This is a genomic window from Flavobacterium succinicans LMG 10402, assembly GCF_000611675.1.
Lineage (GTDB): Bacteria > Bacteroidota > Bacteroidia > Flavobacteriales > Flavobacteriaceae > Flavobacterium > Flavobacterium succinicans.
The window spans coordinates 174837-196719 of record NZ_JATV01000003.1; the positions used below are offsets into that span (position 1 = coordinate 174837).

The 21883-nt window shown below is 36.0% G+C and carries 16 protein-coding genes and 1 tRNA gene; 11 read left to right on the top strand and 6 right to left on the bottom strand.

What is annotated here, in order from left to right:
• Positions 1-12 precede the first annotated feature (12 nt).
• On the top strand, positions 13-2289 hold the full coding sequence (locus AO58_RS0103845; protein ID WP_024980436.1) for a TonB-dependent receptor plug domain-containing protein: 2277 nt from the start codon (positions 13-15) through the stop codon (positions 2287-2289).
• A 3-nt stretch (positions 2290-2292) separates the two neighbouring features.
• The gene (locus tag AO58_RS0103850) at positions 2293-3147 is read left to right on the top strand and encodes a DUF4249 domain-containing protein (RefSeq protein ID WP_024980437.1); all 855 of its coding nucleotides are present in this window, start codon (positions 2293-2295) and stop codon (positions 3145-3147) included.
• Positions 3148-3195: 48 nt separating this feature from the next.
• Here AO58_RS0103850 and AO58_RS0103855 read toward each other — a convergent pair whose 3' ends face one another.
• Positions 3196-4521, bottom strand: a complete 1326-nt coding sequence (locus AO58_RS0103855) for a hypothetical protein (protein ID WP_024980438.1) — start codon at positions 4519-4521, stop codon at positions 3196-3198.
• Positions 4522-4698: 177 nt separating this feature from the next.
• Here AO58_RS0103855 and AO58_RS0103860 point away from each other — a divergent pair, with 177 nt between their 5' ends.
• The 3 genes from AO58_RS0103860 to AO58_RS0103870 all read left to right on the top strand — a co-directional run bounded on the left by AO58_RS0103860 (position 4699) and on the right by AO58_RS0103870 (position 6893).
• Entirely contained in the window at positions 4699-5460 is a 762-nt protein-coding gene (locus tag AO58_RS0103860) for an alpha/beta fold hydrolase (RefSeq protein WP_024980439.1), read from the top strand.
• 27 nt (positions 5461-5487) lie between these two features.
• Positions 5488-5829 (top strand): phage holin family protein, encoded by a 342-nt coding sequence (locus tag AO58_RS0103865; protein WP_024980440.1) that lies wholly within the window; start codon positions 5488-5490, stop codon positions 5827-5829.
• Between the two features lie 251 nt (positions 5830-6080).
• Positions 6081-6893, top strand: coding sequence for an MOSC domain-containing protein (locus AO58_RS0103870; protein WP_024980441.1), 813 nt, complete (start codon positions 6081-6083; stop codon positions 6891-6893).
• Between the two features lie 300 nt (positions 6894-7193).
• On the opposite strand, the gene AO58_RS0103875 is transcribed toward AO58_RS0103870, so the two are convergent.
• Complete coding sequence (locus tag AO58_RS0103875) at positions 7194-7952, bottom strand: SDR family oxidoreductase (protein WP_223253663.1); 759 nt, start codon at positions 7950-7952, stop codon at positions 7194-7196.
• A gap of 161 nt (positions 7953-8113) precedes the next feature.
• On the opposite strand from AO58_RS0103875, the gene AO58_RS0103880 reads away from it, so the two are divergent.
• The 4 genes from AO58_RS0103880 (at position 8114) to serB (ending at position 13074) form a co-directional block, all read left to right on the top strand.
• Positions 8114-9439 carry a trigger factor gene (locus AO58_RS0103880; protein WP_024980443.1) on the top strand — a complete coding sequence of 442 codons (1326 nt, stop codon included), beginning with the start codon at positions 8114-8116 and terminating at the stop codon, positions 9437-9439.
• Between the two features lie 212 nt (positions 9440-9651).
• Complete coding sequence (gene clpP / locus AO58_RS0103885; protein ID WP_024980444.1) at positions 9652-10323, top strand: ATP-dependent Clp endopeptidase proteolytic subunit ClpP; 672 nt, start codon at positions 9652-9654, stop codon at positions 10321-10323.
• A gap of 63 nt (positions 10324-10386) precedes the next feature.
• A complete protein-coding gene (gene clpX / locus AO58_RS0103890) occupies positions 10387-11619 on the top strand; it encodes an ATP-dependent Clp protease ATP-binding subunit ClpX (protein ID WP_024980445.1) in 1233 nt (410 codons plus the stop codon).
• Positions 11620-11838: 219 nt separating this feature from the next.
• On the top strand, positions 11839-13074 hold the full coding sequence (gene serB, locus AO58_RS0103895; protein WP_024980446.1) for a phosphoserine phosphatase SerB: 1236 nt from the start codon (positions 11839-11841) through the stop codon (positions 13072-13074).
• Between the two features lie 272 nt (positions 13075-13346).
• On the opposite strand, the gene AO58_RS0103900 is transcribed toward serB, so the two are convergent.
• Positions 13347-13420, bottom strand: a tRNA-Pro gene (locus AO58_RS0103900).
• A 71-nt stretch (positions 13421-13491) separates the two neighbouring features.
• Complete coding sequence (locus AO58_RS0103905; protein ID WP_024980447.1) at positions 13492-15006, bottom strand: GH3 auxin-responsive promoter family protein; 1515 nt, start codon at positions 15004-15006, stop codon at positions 13492-13494.
• A gap of 185 nt (positions 15007-15191) precedes the next feature.
• Here AO58_RS0103905 and AO58_RS0103910 point away from each other — a divergent pair, with 185 nt between their 5' ends.
• A complete protein-coding gene (locus tag AO58_RS0103910; RefSeq protein ID WP_024980448.1) occupies positions 15192-15986 on the top strand; it encodes a DUF2797 domain-containing protein in 795 nt (264 codons plus the stop codon).
• A gap of 60 nt (positions 15987-16046) precedes the next feature.
• Here AO58_RS0103910 and AO58_RS0103915 read toward each other — a convergent pair whose 3' ends face one another.
• Both AO58_RS0103915 and sppA read right to left on the bottom strand, forming a co-directional pair.
• Positions 16047-18635 carry an AsmA-like C-terminal region-containing protein gene (locus AO58_RS0103915; protein ID WP_024980449.1) on the bottom strand — a complete coding sequence of 863 codons (2589 nt, stop codon included), beginning with the start codon at positions 18633-18635 and terminating at the stop codon, positions 16047-16049.
• 160 nt (positions 18636-18795) lie between these two features.
• On the bottom strand, positions 18796-20556 hold the full coding sequence (sppA, locus tag AO58_RS0103920; RefSeq protein ID WP_024980450.1) for a signal peptide peptidase SppA: 1761 nt from the start codon (positions 20554-20556) through the stop codon (positions 18796-18798).
• A gap of 136 nt (positions 20557-20692) precedes the next feature.
• Between sppA and folK the strand changes: the two genes are divergently transcribed.
• Entirely contained in the window at positions 20693-21835 is a 1143-nt protein-coding gene (gene folK / locus AO58_RS0103925; RefSeq protein ID WP_024980451.1) for a 2-amino-4-hydroxy-6-hydroxymethyldihydropteridine diphosphokinase, read from the top strand.
• The last annotated feature ends 48 nt before the right edge of the window (positions 21836-21883 follow it).

A 21883-nucleotide genomic window follows, 5' to 3' on the forward strand; every position in this document is an offset into this window, starting at 1 on the left:
TAAAATTAAGTATTGAAATCAATTCTTCTCTTTTTCTTGTTTTGTTTTTACGGAGTATTTGCTCAAACAAAAGCTGTGGTATCAGGTACTATAAAGTCTTCTGAAAATGAAAATTTATTTGGTGCTGCAATTTCTTTTACGGTAAACAATATCGATTATTATGTACTAACTGATAGTATTGGTTTTTTTTCAAAGAAGATTCCTTTGGGAAAGATTAACGTTGCGGTAAAACATCAAGATTATGTAGAAAAGCATTTTTATTTTGATTTATCGAAGGATACATTGATTTCGATTAGTTTAGAAAAGGAGCGTTCGGTTTTAAATGAAGTTATAATTACCAATACTAAAAAAGCAGGAATTACTAATTTGTCAGGAGGTAAGCTGTCTTTTAGTCTAAAGGAGTTAGTCAATGTGCCAACTGTTTTGGGTACTACAGATATAATTAAAATTTTACAACTTACTCCAGGGGTTCAAAATTCAGGTGATGCTAATGGGTATTTGTATGTGCGAGGCGGCGATCCTGGGCACAATGCAATTTTATACAGCGGAACTCTCGTATATGGAATGTCACATTTATTAGGCATTTTTCCTTTTTATAATACAGATCATATCAAAGAAGTTGAGTTTGACAAATCTAGTTCGAACTCAAAGTATGGTGGAAGATTAAGTTCAACAACCCAATTGTTGCCCAATAAAATCTTACCATCCGATTTTTCTATTCAAGGAAATATTGGGATTTTGGCTTCTCAAGTAACGTTAGCTGCTCCTATAAACAGTAAAACCGGTTTTTATATTTCGGGAAGAAAAACATACATTGACGAAGTGGTGGGGCCGTTGCTAAAAAACGGTTCAGAGAGTAATGATGTAAATGGTATGAATTATGGGTTTTCGGACGGTAATTTTACTTTTTTATCTCAACTATCAAAGAGAAATCTGTTAACTATTGATGCTTTTGTAAGTGCTGATGCATTGCAAGTCAAAGATGGTAATTTAGCTTTGAAAACCAGTCTAAAATGGAGTAATTTTATTGTTTCTCCAACTTTGTGGACCACCTTTTCCTCAAAAGTATCTATGTCAAATGCTTTTTATTTTAGCCAATATTCTAATGATTTGCGTATGGATCAGGCTACCATTCAGTTTGGAGTTTCTTCTTATGTCAAAGACTTTGGATTTAATAACTTCTTAAAATATTTTATCAAAAACACACCTATTGAATCTGGCTTTCAGTGCGTTATACATAATTTGCAGCCACAAAAAATTAGCATTAAAAATTTAAATGATTCCAGTAATGCTTTTCAAGACAGTAAAATCAATTCAAGTGAGGCTGCGGTTTTTACAACAATTAAACCAAAGATTACAGATCATTTGAATGCAGAACTAGGCCTTCGCATTAATTATTATTTTTCTGGAGCAAACACAGATTCCTACCTTCATTTTCAGCCCCGTATTTTGTTGAATTACGCTACTAACCGCACATCTTTTTATGCTTCATATAACAAACAATATCAGTATTTGAGTATGATAACGACCTCAAGTGTTGGTATTCCTACTGATTTTTGGATAGCAAGTTCTGATGGAATTAAGCCACAGGCATCAGATGAATTTTCAGTAGGTTCTAGTTTGAATGTTGCAAAAAACCTAGTCTCAACGTTTGGAGGGTTTTATCGCTCGATGAAAGATTTATTAGAATATCCCTATGGTGTCACGCAGTTTAATGAAACGACATCACTTAAAAACGACTTACTTGTTGGAAAAGGAAAAGCCTACGGTTTTGAATTGATGCTTCGGAAAAATAACGGCAAGTTCAATGGTTGGCTTAGTTATACACTGAGTTGGTCAGATCGGAATTTTGATGAATTGAATAACGGCAATACTTATTTCGCAAAATACGATAGGCGACATAATCTTTCATTGGTTGGTATGTATGATTTAAATCCAAAGTGGAATTTTGGATTGACGCAAGTCTTTAGTTCTGGAAACCGTTTTACAATGCCAACGTCGTGGTATTTTATTAATAATAATCCAGTCAAAGAATATTCAGCATATAATAATGCACAGATGCCCAATTATATCAGAACAGATCTTTCTGTGAATTACTTTTTTATGAAAACTAATACAAAAGAGAGTGCATTGAATTTTTCAATATATAATACTTTTAATATTGATAATCCCATTTATGTGGTTTTGAATATTCAGGTGAATGATGATAGAAAAAGTGTAATTGTGAAACAAGAGAAAAAGGTGTTGTACCGAATCCTACCCTCAATTAGTTGGAGATTTAAATTTTAATCAATGAAAAAATGTTTGTTATTTCTTTTGGCTCTACTATTAGTTCATTGTTCTAAAGATGATTTTAATGCGACAGTGAAAGCTGAATCAAAAATTGTAGTAGAAGGATGGATTGAGGAAGGAGATTTTGCTCAGGTATTGTTATCTAGTAGCATTCCTGTTTCTGAAGTTATTGATTCTACAAATGTTTTGAATCATGTTATAAGGTCGGCTAAAATTACGGTTTCAGACGGGGTTAATTCAGAAGTTTTGAGGGTGAAGAATGATAAGGATAGAGTGCCTCCATTTGTGTATTATGGTACAACTTTAAAAGGAGAAGCTGGTAAAGAATACTCATTAAAAATTGAATATTTAAACCGGATTGTTGAGGCGGTTACAACGATACCCAAAAGTGTTAAGCTCAATTCGGCTGAGTATATTAAGAATAAAATTACTGATACTACAGGCTATGTTTTTGTGAAATTTGAAGATCCTTTAAATGAAAAAAACTATTATCAAATTGCCACAAGGATTGATATGGAAGAGCCCATTTTTGTACCTTCATTTTATGGTAATTTAGATGATAAAAATTTTCAAACTTCAGCTATCGCTCTACAAATTAATAGAGGTGTTTTGCTTTTTCCTAAAACTAAATTCACTCCTTATTTTGCAGACGGAGATCTTATTTTTGTGAAGTTAAGAACTCAAAACAAAGAAGCGCTTGATTTTTGGAACAGTTGGCAAAATGAAATTGTAAACAGTAGAAACCCAATTTATCCTTCTAATACGAGTTTAAAATCAAATATTAAAGGAGGTATTGGAATTTGGGCAGGTTATGGTCAAAGTACTTTGGAAGTGAAAACGCCACCAAAAAAATAAAGCCGATTTGAGCAATTCAAATCGGCTTTACAGTTTTAATACTTCTTTTTATTTGTCAAAAGCTTTGATGAAATCTTCAAATTTCGTCTCTAATTTTTCAAATCCTTCTGAGAAATAAGTGCTCATGGCTACTTCGGTATTGTCATTGAATTTCAAGTATAATTCTTCATCATAATATTGAATGATAGTACCACCGTTTGGATTGTAGTCCCAATATCCACCATTGGTATATGATTTGTCAACTACCCAAAGATCAGCCATCATTTTATAAGTAGATCCTTTAACGGCACGTTTTACTAATTCAGCTATTTTTGTGCCATCTTTTTTAGAAACTAAAGTTAGTTTGAAGTTCTTGTTAAAGTTTGTAGCATTACCTTCAGCGAATTTTATTTGATAAGCATTTATATCTGTAAAATAAGTTTTTGTTTGAAAATCAACAGTTGGTAAGCTTTTTTCTAAGGCCAATTCATCAGTCGCTTCAGTCGCTAAATCCATGTTAGCAACAATCACAAAATTATCCATGATTTGAACCAATCCATTAGCTTTTCCTCTGTATTGAGTTAAATTGTCATCCTCGATCAATTTGTCAATACTTGCAGTACTTCCAGCATTAAAAGAAACTAAATTTTTCCCATTGAAAGTAAAGGCAGCTTTTGAAGTGTTTTCTGTTGCTTTTGTTCCACTCATTTCCCAAGCGTAACCATCGTTAAGAGCCATTTTGTATGCAAATTCATTCGGAACTTCTTTTCCGTTAGCATATTTGGCGGTTTGTGTAAATGTAGCTGCTGATACATTGTCAATGGTTAAAACAGCATCTGCGGCTGTCGGTAAAAAGATGTAATCATTAACCTCTACACCAGTCTGCCAATTGTAGCTGTCTTGAATTTTTACTTTCACATCAGAAGCTGTTCCTTTAGTAGAAAAAGTTGCATTGTTGGTAGTTAAAGATTCTTTAGCAGGAAAAATAAATTTTAATTCACTTGTAGAAGAAGTTTTTGTCCAAGTGTTTTTTGAAGCATTCCAAGTATAAATTCCGTAAACTCCTGCAGTATTGATGATGTCTTCTACTGAATTGTCATTTTTTCCGCTAAAAACATCAACCGAGCTAACATCTAGTAATCTAGCTAAGTTTTGTAAGGCTTCAATCGCACCCGAGCTTTTTGATTTGTCCATTTGAACTAACATTTCATTGGCTTCTGCTTCTAGTTTAACCTTTTGTTGCTCTGGTGTTAATTTAGAATAAGGTTGCTTAACGATTTCTGCAATTTGTTCTGTAAGGCTTTTTTCAGACTCTGGAGTTTTTGGTTCATCGTTTGTACACGAAACTGTAAGTTGGGCAACAACAACAGATAATAAAAAGATCTTTTTGATCATAGTAATAATTTGTAATGGTTAATAAATGATTTGAGTAATTTTTGTTATAAAAATCTTGCACAAAAGTAGGGTTTATTATATTTCTTACAATACCTACTTTTAGTGATATTGACTCAATTTTGCACATAATTTTAATGAGGGAGATTGTTTATATTTGTGTCGATTTAAATTTAAACAATGTTACACTCAAAAATAGAAGGTATAGGTCAACCTTTAGTGATTCTTCATGGTTTTCTGGGCATGTCTGATAATTGGAAAACCTTAGCTACTCAATTTGCGGCCAATGGATATCAGGTGCATCTTTTGGATTTGCGCAATCACGGACGCAGTTTTCATTCAGATGATTTTAGTTACGAGTTAATGGCGCAAGACGTGTATGAATACTGCCAAGCCAATCATTTGCAAAAAATCAATACCATCGGACATTCCATGGGCGGAAAAGTAGCCATGTTGTTGGCTACGAGCTATCCTGATTTGATACAAAAATTAATTGTAGCTGATATTGGACCCAAATATTATGCACCACATCATCAAGAAATTTTGGCGGGTTTAAATGCGGTTGATTTTTCTACCCAACCCAGTAGAAATGAAGTCGACGCTATTCTAACTGCGCATATCCCAGATTTTGGTACTCGACAATTTCTGCTCAAAAGTTTGTATTGGCAAGAGCCAGGGCAATTGGCGTTCCGATTTAACTTGGCTGTTTTTAACCAAAAAATAACCGAAATCGGAAAAGCATTGCCAGAGCAAAACGTCTTTACAGCACCAACGCTTTTCATTCGAGGAGGCAATTCTAGCTATATTTTAGATGAAGATCTAGAAAAAATTCAGCATCATTTTCCCAACATGCAATTGCAAACCATTCCCAATGCAGGCCATTGGTTGCATGCCGAAAATCCCGTCTTATTTTATCAATTTTGCATCGATTTCCTTCAATAAAAACTAATCACCAAAAAACCATACACTATGAACATGTTATTGCGTCTTTTTATTACCGCAGGTCTGGTATTGTTACTTTCTCACCTCATTTCAGGTGTTCATGTTGAAAATTTCACCACTTCATTAATCGTGGCTTTCGTTTTGGGTATCATCAATATCTTTATCAAGCCCATTATGGTGGTATTAACTTTGCCATTTACCCTTATTACTTTTGGATTATTTCTATTAGTAATCAATGGTTTGGTGATTATTTTATGCACCAAAATTGTCGGAGGTTTTGTAGTCGATTCCTTTTTATCTGCGCTAATTTTTAGTTTGGTGCTTTCCTTTTCACAATCTGTGGTTTACAAACTGATCATCAAAGAATAAGAAGCATTATTCATCATCATAATAGAAATGAGGTGGAGTTCTTGCTTTTTTTGGAGCAAAAACAATTGGCATTTTTAGGAGAAAAGTCCCGTTATCCGCTCTATCTTTAGGGTCGAACCCCGACCCTAAAGGATGCCGCTACTACCGGGGCTAGGGAGTTACAATGGGCTTTTTAACTCACAAAAAAGGGAGTAGTAGTATATTTCTTTCGTCCTAAGAACGCCTTAACTAACCGTCAATCCTTCAAAACCATGTTGCAACTTTCAGAACTCTGGATTTATCCCATCAAATCATTAGGAGGCATTTCATTAACACAAGCACAAGTCACCGACCGCGGATTAGCACACGATCGCAGGTGGTTGTTGGTGGATGAAAACGGTATGTTTTTGTCGCAACGCGAGCATCCCAAGTTGGCGCTGTTTCAACCTAGTTTTGATGGAGATGTCATGGTTGTTAGTTTTCAAAAAACAGCAACTTCTGTTGAAATACCTTTGCGTTATGAAGATCATCAAAGCCTTTTTACGGTCACCGTTTGGGAAGATAGTGTACAAGCTTTTGAGGTAGATCCGGCAGTATCGACTTGGTTTAGTCAGTTGTTGGGCTTTTCGGCTCGCTTGGTGTACATGCCCGACCAAAGCCATCGGAAAGTAGAATCAAAGTATGCCATCAGCCCGAACGACATCACTTCATTTTCGGATGCGTATCCATTTTTGATCATCGGACAATCATCGCTTGAGGATTTAAATAATAGGTTAAAAAAACCGATCTCAATGAATCGCTTTCGCCCCAATTTTGTGTTTACAGGAGGTGAACCTTATGAGGAAGAAACATGGTCTGAATTTACGATAGGTGCTGTTACTTTCTATGGCGTAAAACCCTGCGGGCGCTGTGTTATGACTACCGTGGATCCAACAAAAGGAGTGGTTTCTGGAAAAGAGCCACTAAAGACGCTTGCTAAATATCGCCTTCAAGGTAATTCGGTTATTTTTGGTCAAAATGCCATTGGTGCGGGGGCTGGAGTCCTTTTTTTGGGAGATGCGGTAACTGTTGTGGTTCGTAAATAGGAATTGGGGCAAACCCAAAAATAAGCTAGTGTTCCTTGCTTTAAATAAAAACATTGAACACTAGCGAATGATTAAGTGCTGTTTTATGACTTACTTCTATTTTGTACTACTTTTTGCGTTAGGGATTACTTCACTTATACTATTTTCATAAGAGTTCAGTGAACTTCGTTTGCAGTGAAAATCCTTTTTGAGGCTTTTTCGGCCTCAAAAAGATTGTAACGTAAAGCCGACCCTTGTGGTAACGCCCAACTGTTGAGAGGTGAAAAATGCTGTTTTATTGTAGTATTAAACGCATTTTATTTAGGCATCTTGTTTGGTGTCTGTAATCACAATTTCTCTTAGTAGCACGCCTTGTGGCAATTCGTAAGCAAATTTGATAGTAGTGGCTACATCTTTTGCGGTAATGTTCACCGCACCAACGGTTTCTTTCCATTGGTTGTACCCTTCAATGATTTTTTTGTCGGTGGTGTGTCCTAAAAGTTCAGTGGTTACGGCTCCGGGCTCCACTACAATAACACGAACGTTGTGTGCGCTCATTTCCATTCTAGCCGTTTGGGTAAGGCCTCGTACACCATATTTTGAAGCGCAATACGCGGCGTGATTGCCAAAAGGTTGCATTCCAGCTATCGAAGAAACGTTGATAATCGTGCCACATTGTCTGGCTTTCATATCGTTCATTACAATTTGCATTCCATTCATTACTCCAATAATATTGAGGTCTAGCATTGCTTTCCATTCTGCAGGATCTTGGGTGGCAATATCGCCTAAAAGCATGATTCCAGCATTGTTAATTAGTAAATCGGTTTTTCCGTACACTGCTTCTGCTTCTCTAATTGCGTTTTCAAAGCCATTTTTATCAGTAACATCAACTTTTCTGCAAATTGTATTAGGAAGGTTAAGGGCTTCCATTTTTTCTACTCTTCTGGCCAAAAGCAATAGCGGATAACCGCTTTTTGAAAATTCCTTAGCCATTTCAAGTCCAAAACCCGAGCTAGCTCCTGTAATAACGATGAGTTGTTTGTTCATGATTTTTTGTGTTTTGATAGTAAAATTAAGCATAAATCAACTTTTGGTTCTTGTTTTTGATAGATTATAACATAATTTTAAACAAATTAAGTTCTTGTTTTTCAATCCAAAAGGTTGAGAATAAAAAGCTTGTATGGGTGCTGAAAATTTTATAATTTTGCCACCCAATTTTATTATGTAAATCAAAGAAGAAGATGGATATCAAAAGAGTAGCTATAGATGCTGTGACTGAAACGATTGTGATGACTGTGGTACACATGGATTACAAAGGTCAAGTAGCCAAAAGAATCAACGAGAAAATGCCTTTGGCACAAGTTAAAGGATTTAGAAAAGGGGCTGTGCCTAAAGATTTGGTTGAAAAACAATACGGAAAACAAATAAAAATAGAAGAAGTTAAGAAGGTAATTGACTTAGCTTTGGAGCGTTACATTCAGTCTGAAAGATTAAACTTATTAGGTACTCCTCTTGCAAAAGAAGATGAAAACAGAGATTGGTCTGCTGAAGAATTGACTTTTGAGTTCGAAATTGGTTTAGTGCCTAATTTCGAATTGGATTTAGAAGCTAAAAACGACATCGTAAAATACATCGTTACTGCTGATGATAAATTAATTGACGGTCAAGTAGCTCGTATTCAAAAACAATTCGGAAAAGCAATTCCTCAAGAAGTAGTAGCTGCAGGTAATGATTTAACTGGAGTTTTTGCTAGCGAAGCAAACGGAATCAACAATCCTACATCTATTTCTTTGGATACTTTCAAAGATAAAGCGACTCAAGACTTATTTATTGGTAAAAAAGTGGGAGACGTTGTGACAGTAAACACTAAAGGTTTATTTGAAGACGATCACCAATTGATGGACTACCTAAAAGTAGGTCATGATAATGTACACGATTTAGCGGTTGATGTTGACTTTACAATCGAAGCAATCAATGCTTCTGAGCCAGCAGAATTGAACCAAGAATTGTTTGATAAATTATTCGGAGAAGGAAATGTGGCTTCTTTAGAAGATTTGAAAGCAAAAATCAAAGAAGATGCTGAAGCGCAATTCGCTCAACAAGCGGATCAAAAATTATTAGCTGATGTTCAAAACTTTTTGATTGACAATACTAAATTCGATTTGCCAGCTGAATTCTTGAAAAAATGGTTGCAAACTGTTGGAGAAAAGAAATTAACTCCTGAAGAAGCTGAAGTTGAATATGCACGTTCAGAAAAAGGATTGCGTTTTCAATTAATCGAAGGTCGTGCTATGGCGCAAAGCAATATTCAAATTACTTTTGAAGATTTGAAAACGTTCACAACCAACGCTATCAAACAACAAATGGCACAATTTGGACAAGCAAATGCTTCAGACGAAGAAGTACAAGGAATTGTAGCAAGAGTATTGTCTAATCAAGAAGAAGTGAAAAGACTTTCTGATCAAGTGGTAGCGGCTAAATTATTGGAATTGTTCAAAGAAAAAGCGAATCCAACAACTAAAGAAGTTACTTACGAAGAGTTTATCGCTGCTTCTTACGGAGAATAAAGTAAAGTTTGAGGTTTGAAAGTAGAAGTTAGAAGTTTTTATTGCTGAAAAGAAAATAAGAACTTTATGATTTCATTTGAAAACCTAAACGATAAAAAATAGTTATATTTGAGCGTCAAAAGAATATTTTTTTGACGCTCTTTTGTTTAAATAGTAAGGATTCATAAGTATGCCTTAAACTTTTAAACTTTAAACTTTTAAACTTTAAAAAAATGAACTACGGTAAAGAATTTAAAAAATTTGCTACAAAGCACCAAGGAGTTAATGCTTTATATTATGATAAAATCGTAGCAGCAATGAATCCTACGAACATGACGCCTTATATTATCGAGGAGCGTCAGTTGAATATTTCGCAGTTAGACGTTTTTTCTAGATTGATGATGGACAGAATTATTTTTTTAGGAACAGGAATCGACGATCAAATTGCTAATATCGTGCAAGCACAATTGTTGTTTTTAGAAAGTGCTGATGCTTCCAAAGACATTCAAATTTACTTGAATTCTCCAGGGGGAAGTGTTTATGCAGGTTTAGGAATTTATGATACGATGCAGTATATCAAACCGGATGTAGCTACTATTTGTACAGGTATGGCTGCTTCTATGGGAGCGGTTTTGTTATGTGCAGGTGCTGCCGGAAAACGTTCGGCTTTACCGCATTCACGTGTAATGATTCACCAGCCATCAGGAGGAGCACAAGGTGTCGCTTCGGATATGGAAATCAACTTACGCGAAATGTTGAAATTGAAAGATGAATTGTATAAAATCATTTCACACCATTCAGGGCAACCTTTTGACAAAGTATATGCAGATAGCGAGCGCGATTATTGGATGATCTCTGATGAAGCCAAAGAATACGGAATGATTGATGAAGTTTTAAGAAGATAAATTTAAGTTATTAGTGAATAGTAATTAGCTAGTTACTATTCACTTTTTACTAATTACTATATAATGGCAAAACAACAGTTACAATGTTCTTTCTGCGGAAGGAAAAAATCGGAGACAAGTCTACTGATTGCTGGTATTGATGCGCATATTTGCGACAAATGTATCGAGCAAGCGCATGGCATTGTTCTCGAAGAAATCAAATCAAATGGCAGCTCGAAATTGTTGGGCGATTTGATTTTGAAAAAACCAAAAGAAATTAGAGCGTTTTTGGATCAATATGTTATTGGTCAAGAACAAACCAAAAAGGTGATGTCCGTTGCCGTATACAATCACTACAAACGTTTGATGCAACAGCAATTAGACGATGAAGTAGAAATTGAAAAAAGTAACATTATCATGGTGGGGCAAACAGGTACAGGAAAGACTTTGGTCGCCAAAAGTATTGCCAAAATGCTAGATGTGCCTCTTGCGATTGTTGATGCTACGGTGTTGACAGAAGCAGGTTATGTTGGGGAAGATGTGGAGAGTATATTGACGCGTTTGTTGCAAGCGGCAGATTATGATGTTGCTAAAGCAGAACGTGGAATTGTATTTATTGACGAGATTGATAAAATTGCTCGTAAAAGCGATAACCCTTCCATCACTCGTGATGTTTCTGGTGAGGGAGTGCAACAAGCGTTATTGAAATTGTTAGAAGGAACTGTGGTGAATGTGCCGCCAAAAGGTGGACGTAAACACCCTGACCAAAAGTTTGTTGAAGTGAATACTCAAAACATTTTGTTTATTGCTGGTGGTGCTTTTGACGGAATCGAAAGAATTATTTCAAAACGTTTAAACCGTCAGGCAGTAGGGTATTCTACCTCTAAAAACGAGGATAATATCGATAAAGACAATTTGTTACAATACATTATTCCAAAGGACATCAAAGATTTTGGGTTAATTCCTGAAATCATTGGACGTTTGCCAGTGCTAACACACATGGATCCTTTAGATAGAGCTACATTGAGAGCGATTTTGACGCAACCTAAAAATGCCTTAATCAAACAATATGAAAAGTTATTCTTGATGGACGAGGTAGCTTTTAGTATCACTGATGAAGCACTAGATTTTATTGTGGATAAAGCTTTAGAATACAAGTTAGGAGCTCGTGGATTACGTTCCTTATGCGAAGCCGTGTTAACTGATGCGATGTATGAATTACCAAGTTCAGATGATAAGGTCTTAGCCATTGATAAAGACTATGCTCAAGAAACCTTGAATAAAAACTTATTGAAACGATTGGAGATTGCTTCTTAAGGAATTTCAAGCGCAATGAAAAGTAAAATAAAGCTCAAAAACGAATGTTTTTGAGCTTTATTCGTTAATGATTTGATCTTAAAAGAGGTTATTTGTTTCGGATTTATTCATAAACGCAGATGGTTTAAAACATTCTTTCCACTTTTGATAAAAACACGAAAGTCCTTTCTTTTCAGCGTAAGAATCCCGATTTTTGGCACTCATTAAATTTTGCAAAAAATGACAGTAGAAGATAAAGAAATAATTTTGTTAAAGGTTTCAGGTCAGGATAAATTAGGAGTAACCGCTGGCTTAACTTCTATTTTGGCTACTTATGGGGCTACTATTTTAGATATTGGTCAAGCCGATATACATGATACATTGTCTTTAGGTATTCTATTCGAAATTGAAAAGGGATCCAATTCTGGTCCAGTGTTGAAGGATTTGTTATTCAAAGCCTACGAATTGGGCATCAAAGTAAAGTTTACTCCTGTTACCATTGAAGACTATGAAAATTGGGTAAAAGCGCAACGTAAACAACGCTATATTATCAATGTTTTAGGGGAAGAATTAACTGCGGTTCAATTATCTGCAGTGACTCAAATTTTATCCAATAATAAACTAAACATCGATTCAATCATACGATTAACAGGAAGAGCCTCCGTGGTCGAAAAAGAAGAATATCCTCGTTCTTGTATTCAATTATCCGTAACAGGAAGTTTATTGGACAAAACCGCAATGACGTCAAGTTTTATGGACGTGTCTCGCGATTTGAATGTGGATATTTCTTTTCAAGAAGATAATATGTACCGTCGTAATCGTCGTTTGGTTTGTTTTGATATGGATTCGACATTAATTCAAACCGAAGTAATCGATGAATTGGCGGAGTTGGCTGGAGTAGGGGAAGAGGTTAGAGCCATTACCGAGTCGGCAATGAATGGCGAAATTGACTTTAGTGAAAGTTTCAAAAAACGTATGGCGCTTTTAGAAGGCTTGAGCGAAGAAGTTTTGCAAAATGTAGCCATCAATCTTCCAATTACCAAAGGCGCTCATCGCTTGATGAAAGCCTTGAAGTATTATGGATACAAAACAGCCATTCTATCGGGAGGGTTTACTTATTTTGGAGAATATTTGCAAAAAGAATTGGGTATCGATTATGTGTATGCCAATCAATTAGAAATTAAAGACGGAAAGTTAACGGGCAATTATTTAGGAGAAATCGTTGATGGTCAAAAGAAAGCCGAATATCTAAAAGCGATTGCTGAAAAAGAAGGCATTCATATTAACCAAACCATAGCAGTAGGAGACGGTGCCAATGATTTACCTATGTTGAATTTAGCGGGACTTGGAATAGCTTTTCACGCTAAACCAAAAGTAAAAGAAAGTGCTTCTACTTCCATTTCGAGTTTAGGATTGGATGGTGTCTTGTATTTATTAGGTTATCACGACCGACACATTGATATGATGCAAGAATAGTGTCTGCAAAACAATCTTATTTTTGTCAGTTAGAGGTTTAATTTTTATTCTAAAAAAAGCGATATAAAATGACATTTGCATTGTCAGGTTGAGCGCAGTCGAAACCCTTCTTAAACAAAAACGTCAATGGTAGCGCGGTCGAGAACAATCAATCTCCACTGCGCTCGATTTGACAAAACGATAAAAAAAGGTTACAGTAAATTCTAATCTATTTATAGAAAAACAAAATCCCATTTACCAAGTGTAAATGGGATTTTTAGTTTTAAAAGAAGTCGGGATGACTGGATTCGAACCAGCGACCCCTAGCACCCCATGCTAGTACGCTACCTGGCTGCGCTACATCCCGAGAGGGGCCGAAATTACTATTAATAGTAAAAACAGCAAAATTTTTAAACGGTTTTTTTTAGTCTAAATGGATTAGTTTTGCAATTCTTTCAATTGCTCTAAATACTCTCTTTGATTAGAAAGACGCGGAATTTTGTTTTGCCCGCCTACCTTATTTCTTTGTTTGAGCCAGTCATAAAATAGATTTTCTCGCGCAACATTAATGATCAAAGGGTTTAAGGTCATGTTGTTGTAGCGTTTGGCCTCATAATCTGAATTTAGCGATTGCAGGGTGGTGTCTAACATTTGATGAAAATGATTCAAATCTTTGGGAGGTGTTTTGAACTCAATCATCCATTCGTGAGCGCCTTTTTGCTTGCCTTCCATAAAAATGGGGGCCACAGTATAGTCTACAATTTCTGCTTGGGTCGCTGCGCACGCTTTGGCTAGTGCTTGATCGGTGTTTTCCACCATTAACTCTTCGCCAAAAACATTAATATGATGTTTGGTTCTTCCGGTAACTCGTATTCTATAAGGGCTTAGCGAGGTAAATCGAACGGTATCGCCTATCAAATAACGCCATAACCCGCCATTGGTGGTGATAACCATAGCATAGTTTTTAAATAATTCCACCTCGGCTAAACGGACTACTTTTTGGTTAGGCGTACCATAAGTATCCATTGGGATGAATTCGTAAAAAATTCCGTAATCCAACATCAACAACAAATCACTCGAATAATTTAAGTCTTGTATGGCAAAAAAACCTTCGGAGGCATTGTAAATTTCATAATATTTAAAGTCGTTTTTTGGTAAAATTTTATGGTATTGTTCACGGTATGGATCAAAACTCACGCCACCATGAAAGTAGACTTCCAGGTTGGGCCATAATTCGACCAAATTAGATTTGCCTGTTTCTTCCAGCACTTTATTCATCAACACCAACATCCACGATGGTACACCAGCAAAGCTTGTAACGTTCTCTTGTATGGTTTCTTTGACAATGGCGCTCATCTTGGTTTCCCACTCGCTCATTAATGATATTTTGTTGCTGGGCGTACTGCTAAATTCCGCCCAAATTGGCATGTTTTCAATCAAAATAGCCGACAAATCTCCAAAAAAGGTATTGTTGTTTTCGTAAATCTGTGAACTTCCACCTAAGCGAAGACTTTTACCTACGAACATTTCGGAATCCTCATTGTTGTTGAGGTACAAGCACAATAAATCTTTACCACCTTTGTAATGACAATCTTCTAACGATTCCGGACTCACGGGGATAAATTTACTTTTGGCATTGGTGGTACCACTCGATTTGGCAAACCATTTTATGGGAGTTTCCCAAAGAATATTTTGCTCGCCTTGGCGTGTTTTTTCGATCAAAGGCTCTAAATCTTCATAACTTGAAACAGGAATACGATCTGCAAATTCAGCATAGGATTTTATGGAACTGTACTCATATTTTTTTCCTATAAGGGTGTTTTCTGAGGAACGAAGTAAATTCATTAGTACTTCTTCCTGAACCTCATTGGGATATTTTATGAATAATTCAATTTGATGAATACGTTGTTTTAAGAACCAAGAAGCAATAGAGTTAATTATAGATAGCGGCATGAAGGTGCTTTGTTTTAGGAATTAGACTGCAGTTTTTAGATTTGAAAGTATCAGCACAAATGCTAACTTTGCAGTAATCCCAAAAATAGTGTTTTTTGTAAAAAAATGTTCAATTTGTTGGAATATTCTATTGCCAAAGTTAGGTTAAATGGAAGTAAGCAATAACATAATCCCACCACTCTAAAATGATATACGAAGGAGTACTCTCTAAAATGCCCACCGAACTCGGAAATCCTATTCAATATTATTTGGTTTTCGAATCCAGTTTTCTAAATCTCAATCAGTTGTTACATAAAGAAATAAGTATCCAATTTGTAGGGTATCAATGCTTGAATTGTGGGAAAAAGAAAAAAATATTTCGTCAAGGGTTTTGTTACGATTGTTTTTATTCTAGCGCGTCGGTTGGCGATTGGATCATGAAACCCGAATTGAGTACTGCTCATTTAGGTATTGAAGATCGTGATTTGGCTTATGAACAAAAAGTGCAGTTACAACCGCATATTGTGTATTTGGCCTTGTCCAGCGAAGTCAAAGTAGGAGTAACGCGCAAAACGCAAATGCCTACTCGTTGGATTGATCAAGGCGCCGAAAAAGCCATTGTAGTGGTTGAGGTTCCCAATCGATACTTGGCAGGAATTACCGAGGTAGCATTGAAAAATCATTTTGCGGATAAAACCAATTGGCGTAAAATGTTGACGAACAATTTTGAAGCGGTTGATTTGGTACAAGAGAAGGCAAAAGTACAAGCTTGGCTTCCCGACGAAGTGCAAGAGTATTTTTCTCCAGAAAAAAATGAAATCACCCAAATGAATTATCCTGTAGTCAACTATCCAGCCAAAGTAAACAGTTTGAATTTGGATAAAACCCCACATTTTAAAGGACAGCTAATAGGAATCAAAGGACAATATTTGTTGTTTGCTGACGGCACTGTTTTTAATGTACGAAGCAACGAAGGTTATGTTGTTCAAATAACAGTATAAAAAAGAACAAGCCTCAAAAAATCATTTTGAGGCTTGTTCTTTTAGGAAATAGTGTGGTTGTTATTCTTTCTTTTTGCCAAAAAGGCCATTGATTAGTTTGCCAGCTTGTGCTTTTATGGCTTCTGTTTTTTGATCTTTGGTTGTTTCCGTTTTGGAGGTATCCGACGATTTTGTGTTTTTGTTGATCAAATCGGTCAAAGCAGCGGAGCCTTGTTTTTTAAGTTTTTCTTTTTGTTGATTTGCTAATTGTTGGGTAAAATTGACCACTGCACTTTTCATGTCTGTACTGATTTTTGGAGCAGCAAAACTTCCGCTAAGTAAGGCGTTGATTGGTATGTTTTCTAGTTTTGAAGCATCAGCAGCGGAAAGTTTAGTAAGTAAAGCAGTGGCTTCTGATCCTAAATATTTTGCAGGAACATCTAATTTAATGTTGTAATTCATGGCTTGGTCAAAGCCGTGAGTACCGCCAATAGTGGCTTTGATATCTTGGTATTTAATATCAAATGGTTTAACGGTTACTTTACCATCTTTAAAGGTTAATGCCGCTTTTAAGTCGTTTAGATTTACTTTTTTAAGGTCAATAAATTTGATATTGTTGTCTAAAGCATTCAATACTGTAGAGTTGCCAGAATTGACTGTAGTCGAAAGTAATTGCCCTAGTAGATCACCTGATATTGTTTTTAAATCAGGAGTCATTTCATTGGTATTAAGGTTACCAGATAATTTAATGGTAGAATTGAGCTTGCCACTTATTGCACCTGCGATTGGGGCAATTTTCTTTAGCATATCGAGCTGCGTAAAGGTTTGGGCAATATCAACTTTATTAAGACCTAAATCCATGTTGAATTTTGGAGTTTTCTCTTTTGTTGACACCATTCCATTCAAGCCGATTTGCCCTCCAAAAATATTTGTTGTAACATTTTGTAAAGTAACAGCTTGGTCTTTAATGATTAATTTTCCAGAACAATCTTTCAATGTTAGGTTGTCATAAAGTACAGTATTCGCTTTTGCAGTAAGGCTACAATTTAAAAAAGCTGGTATTTTTAGCGCTTCGGGAGTTGCCTTACTTTCTGTTTTGGTTGGTGCGCTAGTGGTCATGAAATCAGCCACTGCAATTTGATTAGAACTCAAGGCAAAGTTCCCTTTTAGTTCTTGGTTTCTAAAAGCAAAGCCATAAAAATTATCCAAAACACCAGTAACGCTAAGGTCACTTTTTCCAGTTGTAGCTTTGAATTCTTGTAGATTCACACGACTAGGATTGAATTGAATTTTGGCACTGTTGATGTTCATGCTTTTGCCATTCTCGTCGGTATATTTGAATCTAGTAAGGCTCGCATTACCGGCATTCTGAATGTTTTGGTATTGACTTTTTTCTACCGAAGCCATATCGAATTTTGTAGTGACATCGGCTTTTAAAATACCTGCAAGCGGTTTTTCTAGTTGTATCGGATACGCTTTCGAAAGATTACCTAGATTGATGGTCCCTTTCAATGAGGCATCAATCAATGCATTTGTTGCTACATTTTTGATATGGGCTTTGGTACTAAATACATCTTGATCGATCGTAAATGAAAGTTGGTCCAAATTCACGAAAGTATCGTCAAGAAGCCCAGTCTCATTAATTATTTTAGTATCAATAATAATGTTTTTGACAGATTTCGGTAAGTCTGGATATTGAAAAGAAGCATTGTTGGAAGCAATAGCAATGTTGAATTTAGGAATACTTGTTGCCGATTTTAATCCTTTTGCAAAACCACTTACCGTAAATTCTCCTGAGGTTTTTACGTTGTCAATACTGCTTCTGTAAGCAGCAGGAATAAGTCCTAAAAAGTTTTTGAACGAAGAAGTAGGTGTTTTGAATTTTAAATCAAATTGTTGTCCTGCGTTTACTAATTGAATAAAACCATCAAATTCAAGCGGTAAATCGTTGATTTTGGCTTTGTTTTCTTTGAAGGTGTATTTGCTGTTTTTTAAGTCAATAGCTAGTACGGCATCCAAGGAAAGAACTACGTTATTGATGTAGTTCATTTTGTCCATAGTTAAAGAAACCTTAGTGGTCGTTTTCGTATCTAAATCTAGTAGATCATTGGTAAAATCTCCTGTTCCCCTATGATAAATACTGTCGAGAACCATTTTTATTTTTGCCCCTTCATCAGTGAATTTAAATTTTAAATTCTCCACCTCGTATCCTTTTAGTTGAAGCGCCAATGGTTTACTTTTACTATCTTCCTTCGTTTCTTTGTTTTTCAAAGCAATGTCATAATTACCTATGCCTTCTTTGTTGATGATCACATGGATTAAAGCGTTTTTTGTAGCAATTTCGCTGATTTGCATCGGCTCGTTTTCTCCGTTAAAAAGCTCCATTATTGACATTTTTAAATCCAATTCTTCCATTGCCACCAAAGTGTCTCCTGCGAAGGGTGCTTTGTTGATGATGGCCAATTTTTGAATAGTAATGTTGGCATTTGGAAAATTTTTAAACAAACTCAAATCGGCATCGTTGAATTTCACGTTGGCATTGACACCTTCGTTAATGGTTTGGCTTATTTTTGTTTTAATTTGATCTTTGAATAAATACGGAATACTAAATGCAACGATTATCAATACGAGCAATACGATTCCAGAAATTTTTGCTATTTTTTTTACCATGATTTTTTTGAGGTAGGTTAAGTTTTTTGTTTTTTAGATATGGGCTTACTTCTTGGCGATAAATCGAAAGTTTATCTTATGAACTCAAATGCCACGAATGTATCCGTGGCATTTTGTGTCTGGTTGTAAATTTAGCTCCAAAAGGGAGGATGTTTTTGGACTACTGAATGGTAATCTCAAAAGGCATAAGGGCTTGTACTCCCTTGCGATTTTGAAAGCGTTTTACTTCTTGTAAAAGGCGGTAATTTTCTTCGCCAATTTCTTCTTTTACAAATGTTGCTTTTGATTTTGCAAAAGGGAAATTTGCAAACAATTCTTCAAAGTCTTTCTTGAATTCAGGATAGTTTATAGTGCTGTACGATTTGATTTTGGCTAATCGTGCGGCTTCTGCCAATGCTTCGCGCATGCCGCCAATTTTATCCACCAAACCAAGTTTTATGGCTTCGCTACCGGACCATACTCGGCCTTGGGCAATAGCATCTACTTGGGCGGGTGTCATTTTTCGACCTTGTGCAACGTGCCCGATAAAAGTGGAGTACACTTGCTCTACGCCTTCCAATGTAACGGCTTTAAATTTGTCGTCAATAGGTACAAATGGACTGTAGTTTGATGCATTTTCGTGTGTGCGTACTTGTTCAGAATGAATGCCATAACGGTTGGCAGCTATTGAAAAGTTTGGTAAAACCCCAAAAACTCCAATGGAGCCTGTAATGGTATTTTTTTCGGCAAAAATCGTGTTGGCATTACAAGCAATATAATATCCACCAGATGCTGCATAATTCCCCATAGAAACCACAATAGGTTTTGTTTTTTTGGTCAATTCAATTTCTCTCCAAATTAAATCAGAGGTTAAGGCGCTTCCACCCGGACTGTTCACGCGCAAGACTATTGCCTTTACGTCTTCATTTTTTCTCGCTTCTTGAAGAGAACGACGCATAGCTCCTTCACCAATTTCATTCACATCGCCTTCGCCACTTCCAATTTCGCCTTGTGCATAAATAATGGCAATGGCATCATTGGTTTCCATGTTGATTGAAGTGGTGGCGGTTTTCTGAGTGTAATCTGTAATGGATACGGTATTGTAATCTTCGTCTTTGGCTACTTTTAAAATTTTTCTAATGGCATCATGATACACATCTTCATAAGCTATTTTATCAATTAATTTTTCTGCTTTTGCCATTTCTGGAGTGCGCGCCAATAATCCATTGGCAATTTCATTGAGTTTAGCCACAGGAATATTTCGGCTTTTTGAAATGTCCTCCACAAGGTTGGCCCAAACGGATTGGAGTAATGCTGTAGTTTGTTCTCTATTGGCATCGCTCATTTTATTTTCGAGAAATGGTTCAACGGCACTTTTGTATTTGCCGTGACGAATCACTTCCATTTTTAATCCTGATTTGTCTTGGAAATCTTTGAAAAACATCACTTCGGTTGACAATCCTTTAAAATCCAATTCCCCAACCGGATTCAAGAAAATTTGATCGGCTACAGAGTTCAAATAATATTCTTTTTGTGAATAACTATTGGAATACGAGTAAATGAATTTTCCTGATTTTTTAAAACGATCTAAGGCATCACGCAATTCTTTACTTTGCGCCATTCCTAAATTAGAGGTGGTATTCAAAATAGAAATTCCTTTGATGTCAGGATCGGTTGCTGCAATTTCAAGCGCATTGATCACATCGATCAAACCTGTTTTCTTGCGTTCTGAAAACGCAGCGACCCAGGGATCTGTAAATTTCCCAGAATAATCAAGGGATAGGCTCTCTAAATTCAACTCAATAACTGAGTCTTTTTTAACTTCTACTGTTTCTGAATCACCGCCAAAAATCACTCCTAGCAAGATAATTCCGAAGAAAGAAAGCATCATAAATACAAAAATACCAATTACGGTAGCCAATACATTGTCTAAAAATCTCATAATTAATTGTTTAAAATAAGTAAGTCTCACTTCTCATTTGAATGTTACAAATGTAGCCGTAATTTTCGTTTTTCAAAGCAATCCGTACCGCTATAAATAGCGAATCTAATTTTCTTTTAGTTATTTTGTAGTCCATATGAAATCACAACATCAAGTCTTTTTATCGTTAGGAAGTAATCAGGGCAATCGGCTGGAAATCTTGGAGCATTGCATTGATTTGTTGCATCAAGAAGTAGGAACGGTCATCAAAATTTCGTCTGTTTTCGAAACACCCGCTTGGGGTTTTGAGAGCGAGTCTTTTTATAATTGTGCCTTGGTGTTGCATACCGATTTTACGCCTGTTCGCGTGCTCAATCAGATTTTGAAAATTGAAAAAAGTCTCGGACGCACCCGAAATGCTGCTGTTGGCTATCAAGCGCGCACCATTGATATCGATATTATTGCCTATGACGAAGAGGTGGTTGCCACCGACAGACTCCAAATTCCGCATCCTTTATTGCAAGAGCGAAACTTTGTTTTGTTGCCTTTTCAAGAGCTAACTTCAGATTGGGAGCATCCAATTCTCAAAAAAAATGTTTCCGAATTGATCGCCCAATGCAGTGATACAAGTAACTGTACCATTGTTGCAAATATTGCTGCGCCTTTGAGTAAAATTCCGCTGGAGCAGTTCAATTATATTGCTTTTGAAGGCAATATTGGCGCCGGAAAAACAACCTTGACACATAAAATTGCACAAGATTTTAATGCGAAAATGGTTTTGGAACGTTTTGCTGACAATCCCTTTTTGCCCAAGTTTTACAAAGATCAAAACCGTTATGCTTTTCCGCTCGAAATGTCATTCTTGGCCGATCGGTACCAGCAATTATCCGATGATTTGGCACAATTTGATCTCTTCAAAGATTTTGTAGTGGCCGATTATCATATTTTCAAATCGCTCATTTTTGCCAAAATCACCTTGGCCGAAGACGAGTATCGCCTATATCGCAATCTGTTTACCATCATTTACAAAGAAATGCCCAAGCCCGATTTGTACGTTTATTTGTATCAAAATACCCAGCGTTTGTTGCAAAACATCAAAAAAAGAGGACGTGGTTACGAGCAAAACATCGAAGCAGACTACTTGGATAAAATCAACACCGGTTATCTAGATTACATCAAATCGCAGCAAGATTTGAATGTTCTAATTATCGATGTATCCGATTTAGATTTCGTTAAAAACCAAGCCGATTATCTTTTTGTTTTAAACGAAATTCAAAAGAAAATTCAGTCGAAAAAATAAGTTTTCTTTTTCTTTTTTTTGAAGTCCGTCAATACGCTTTTTTAGCTA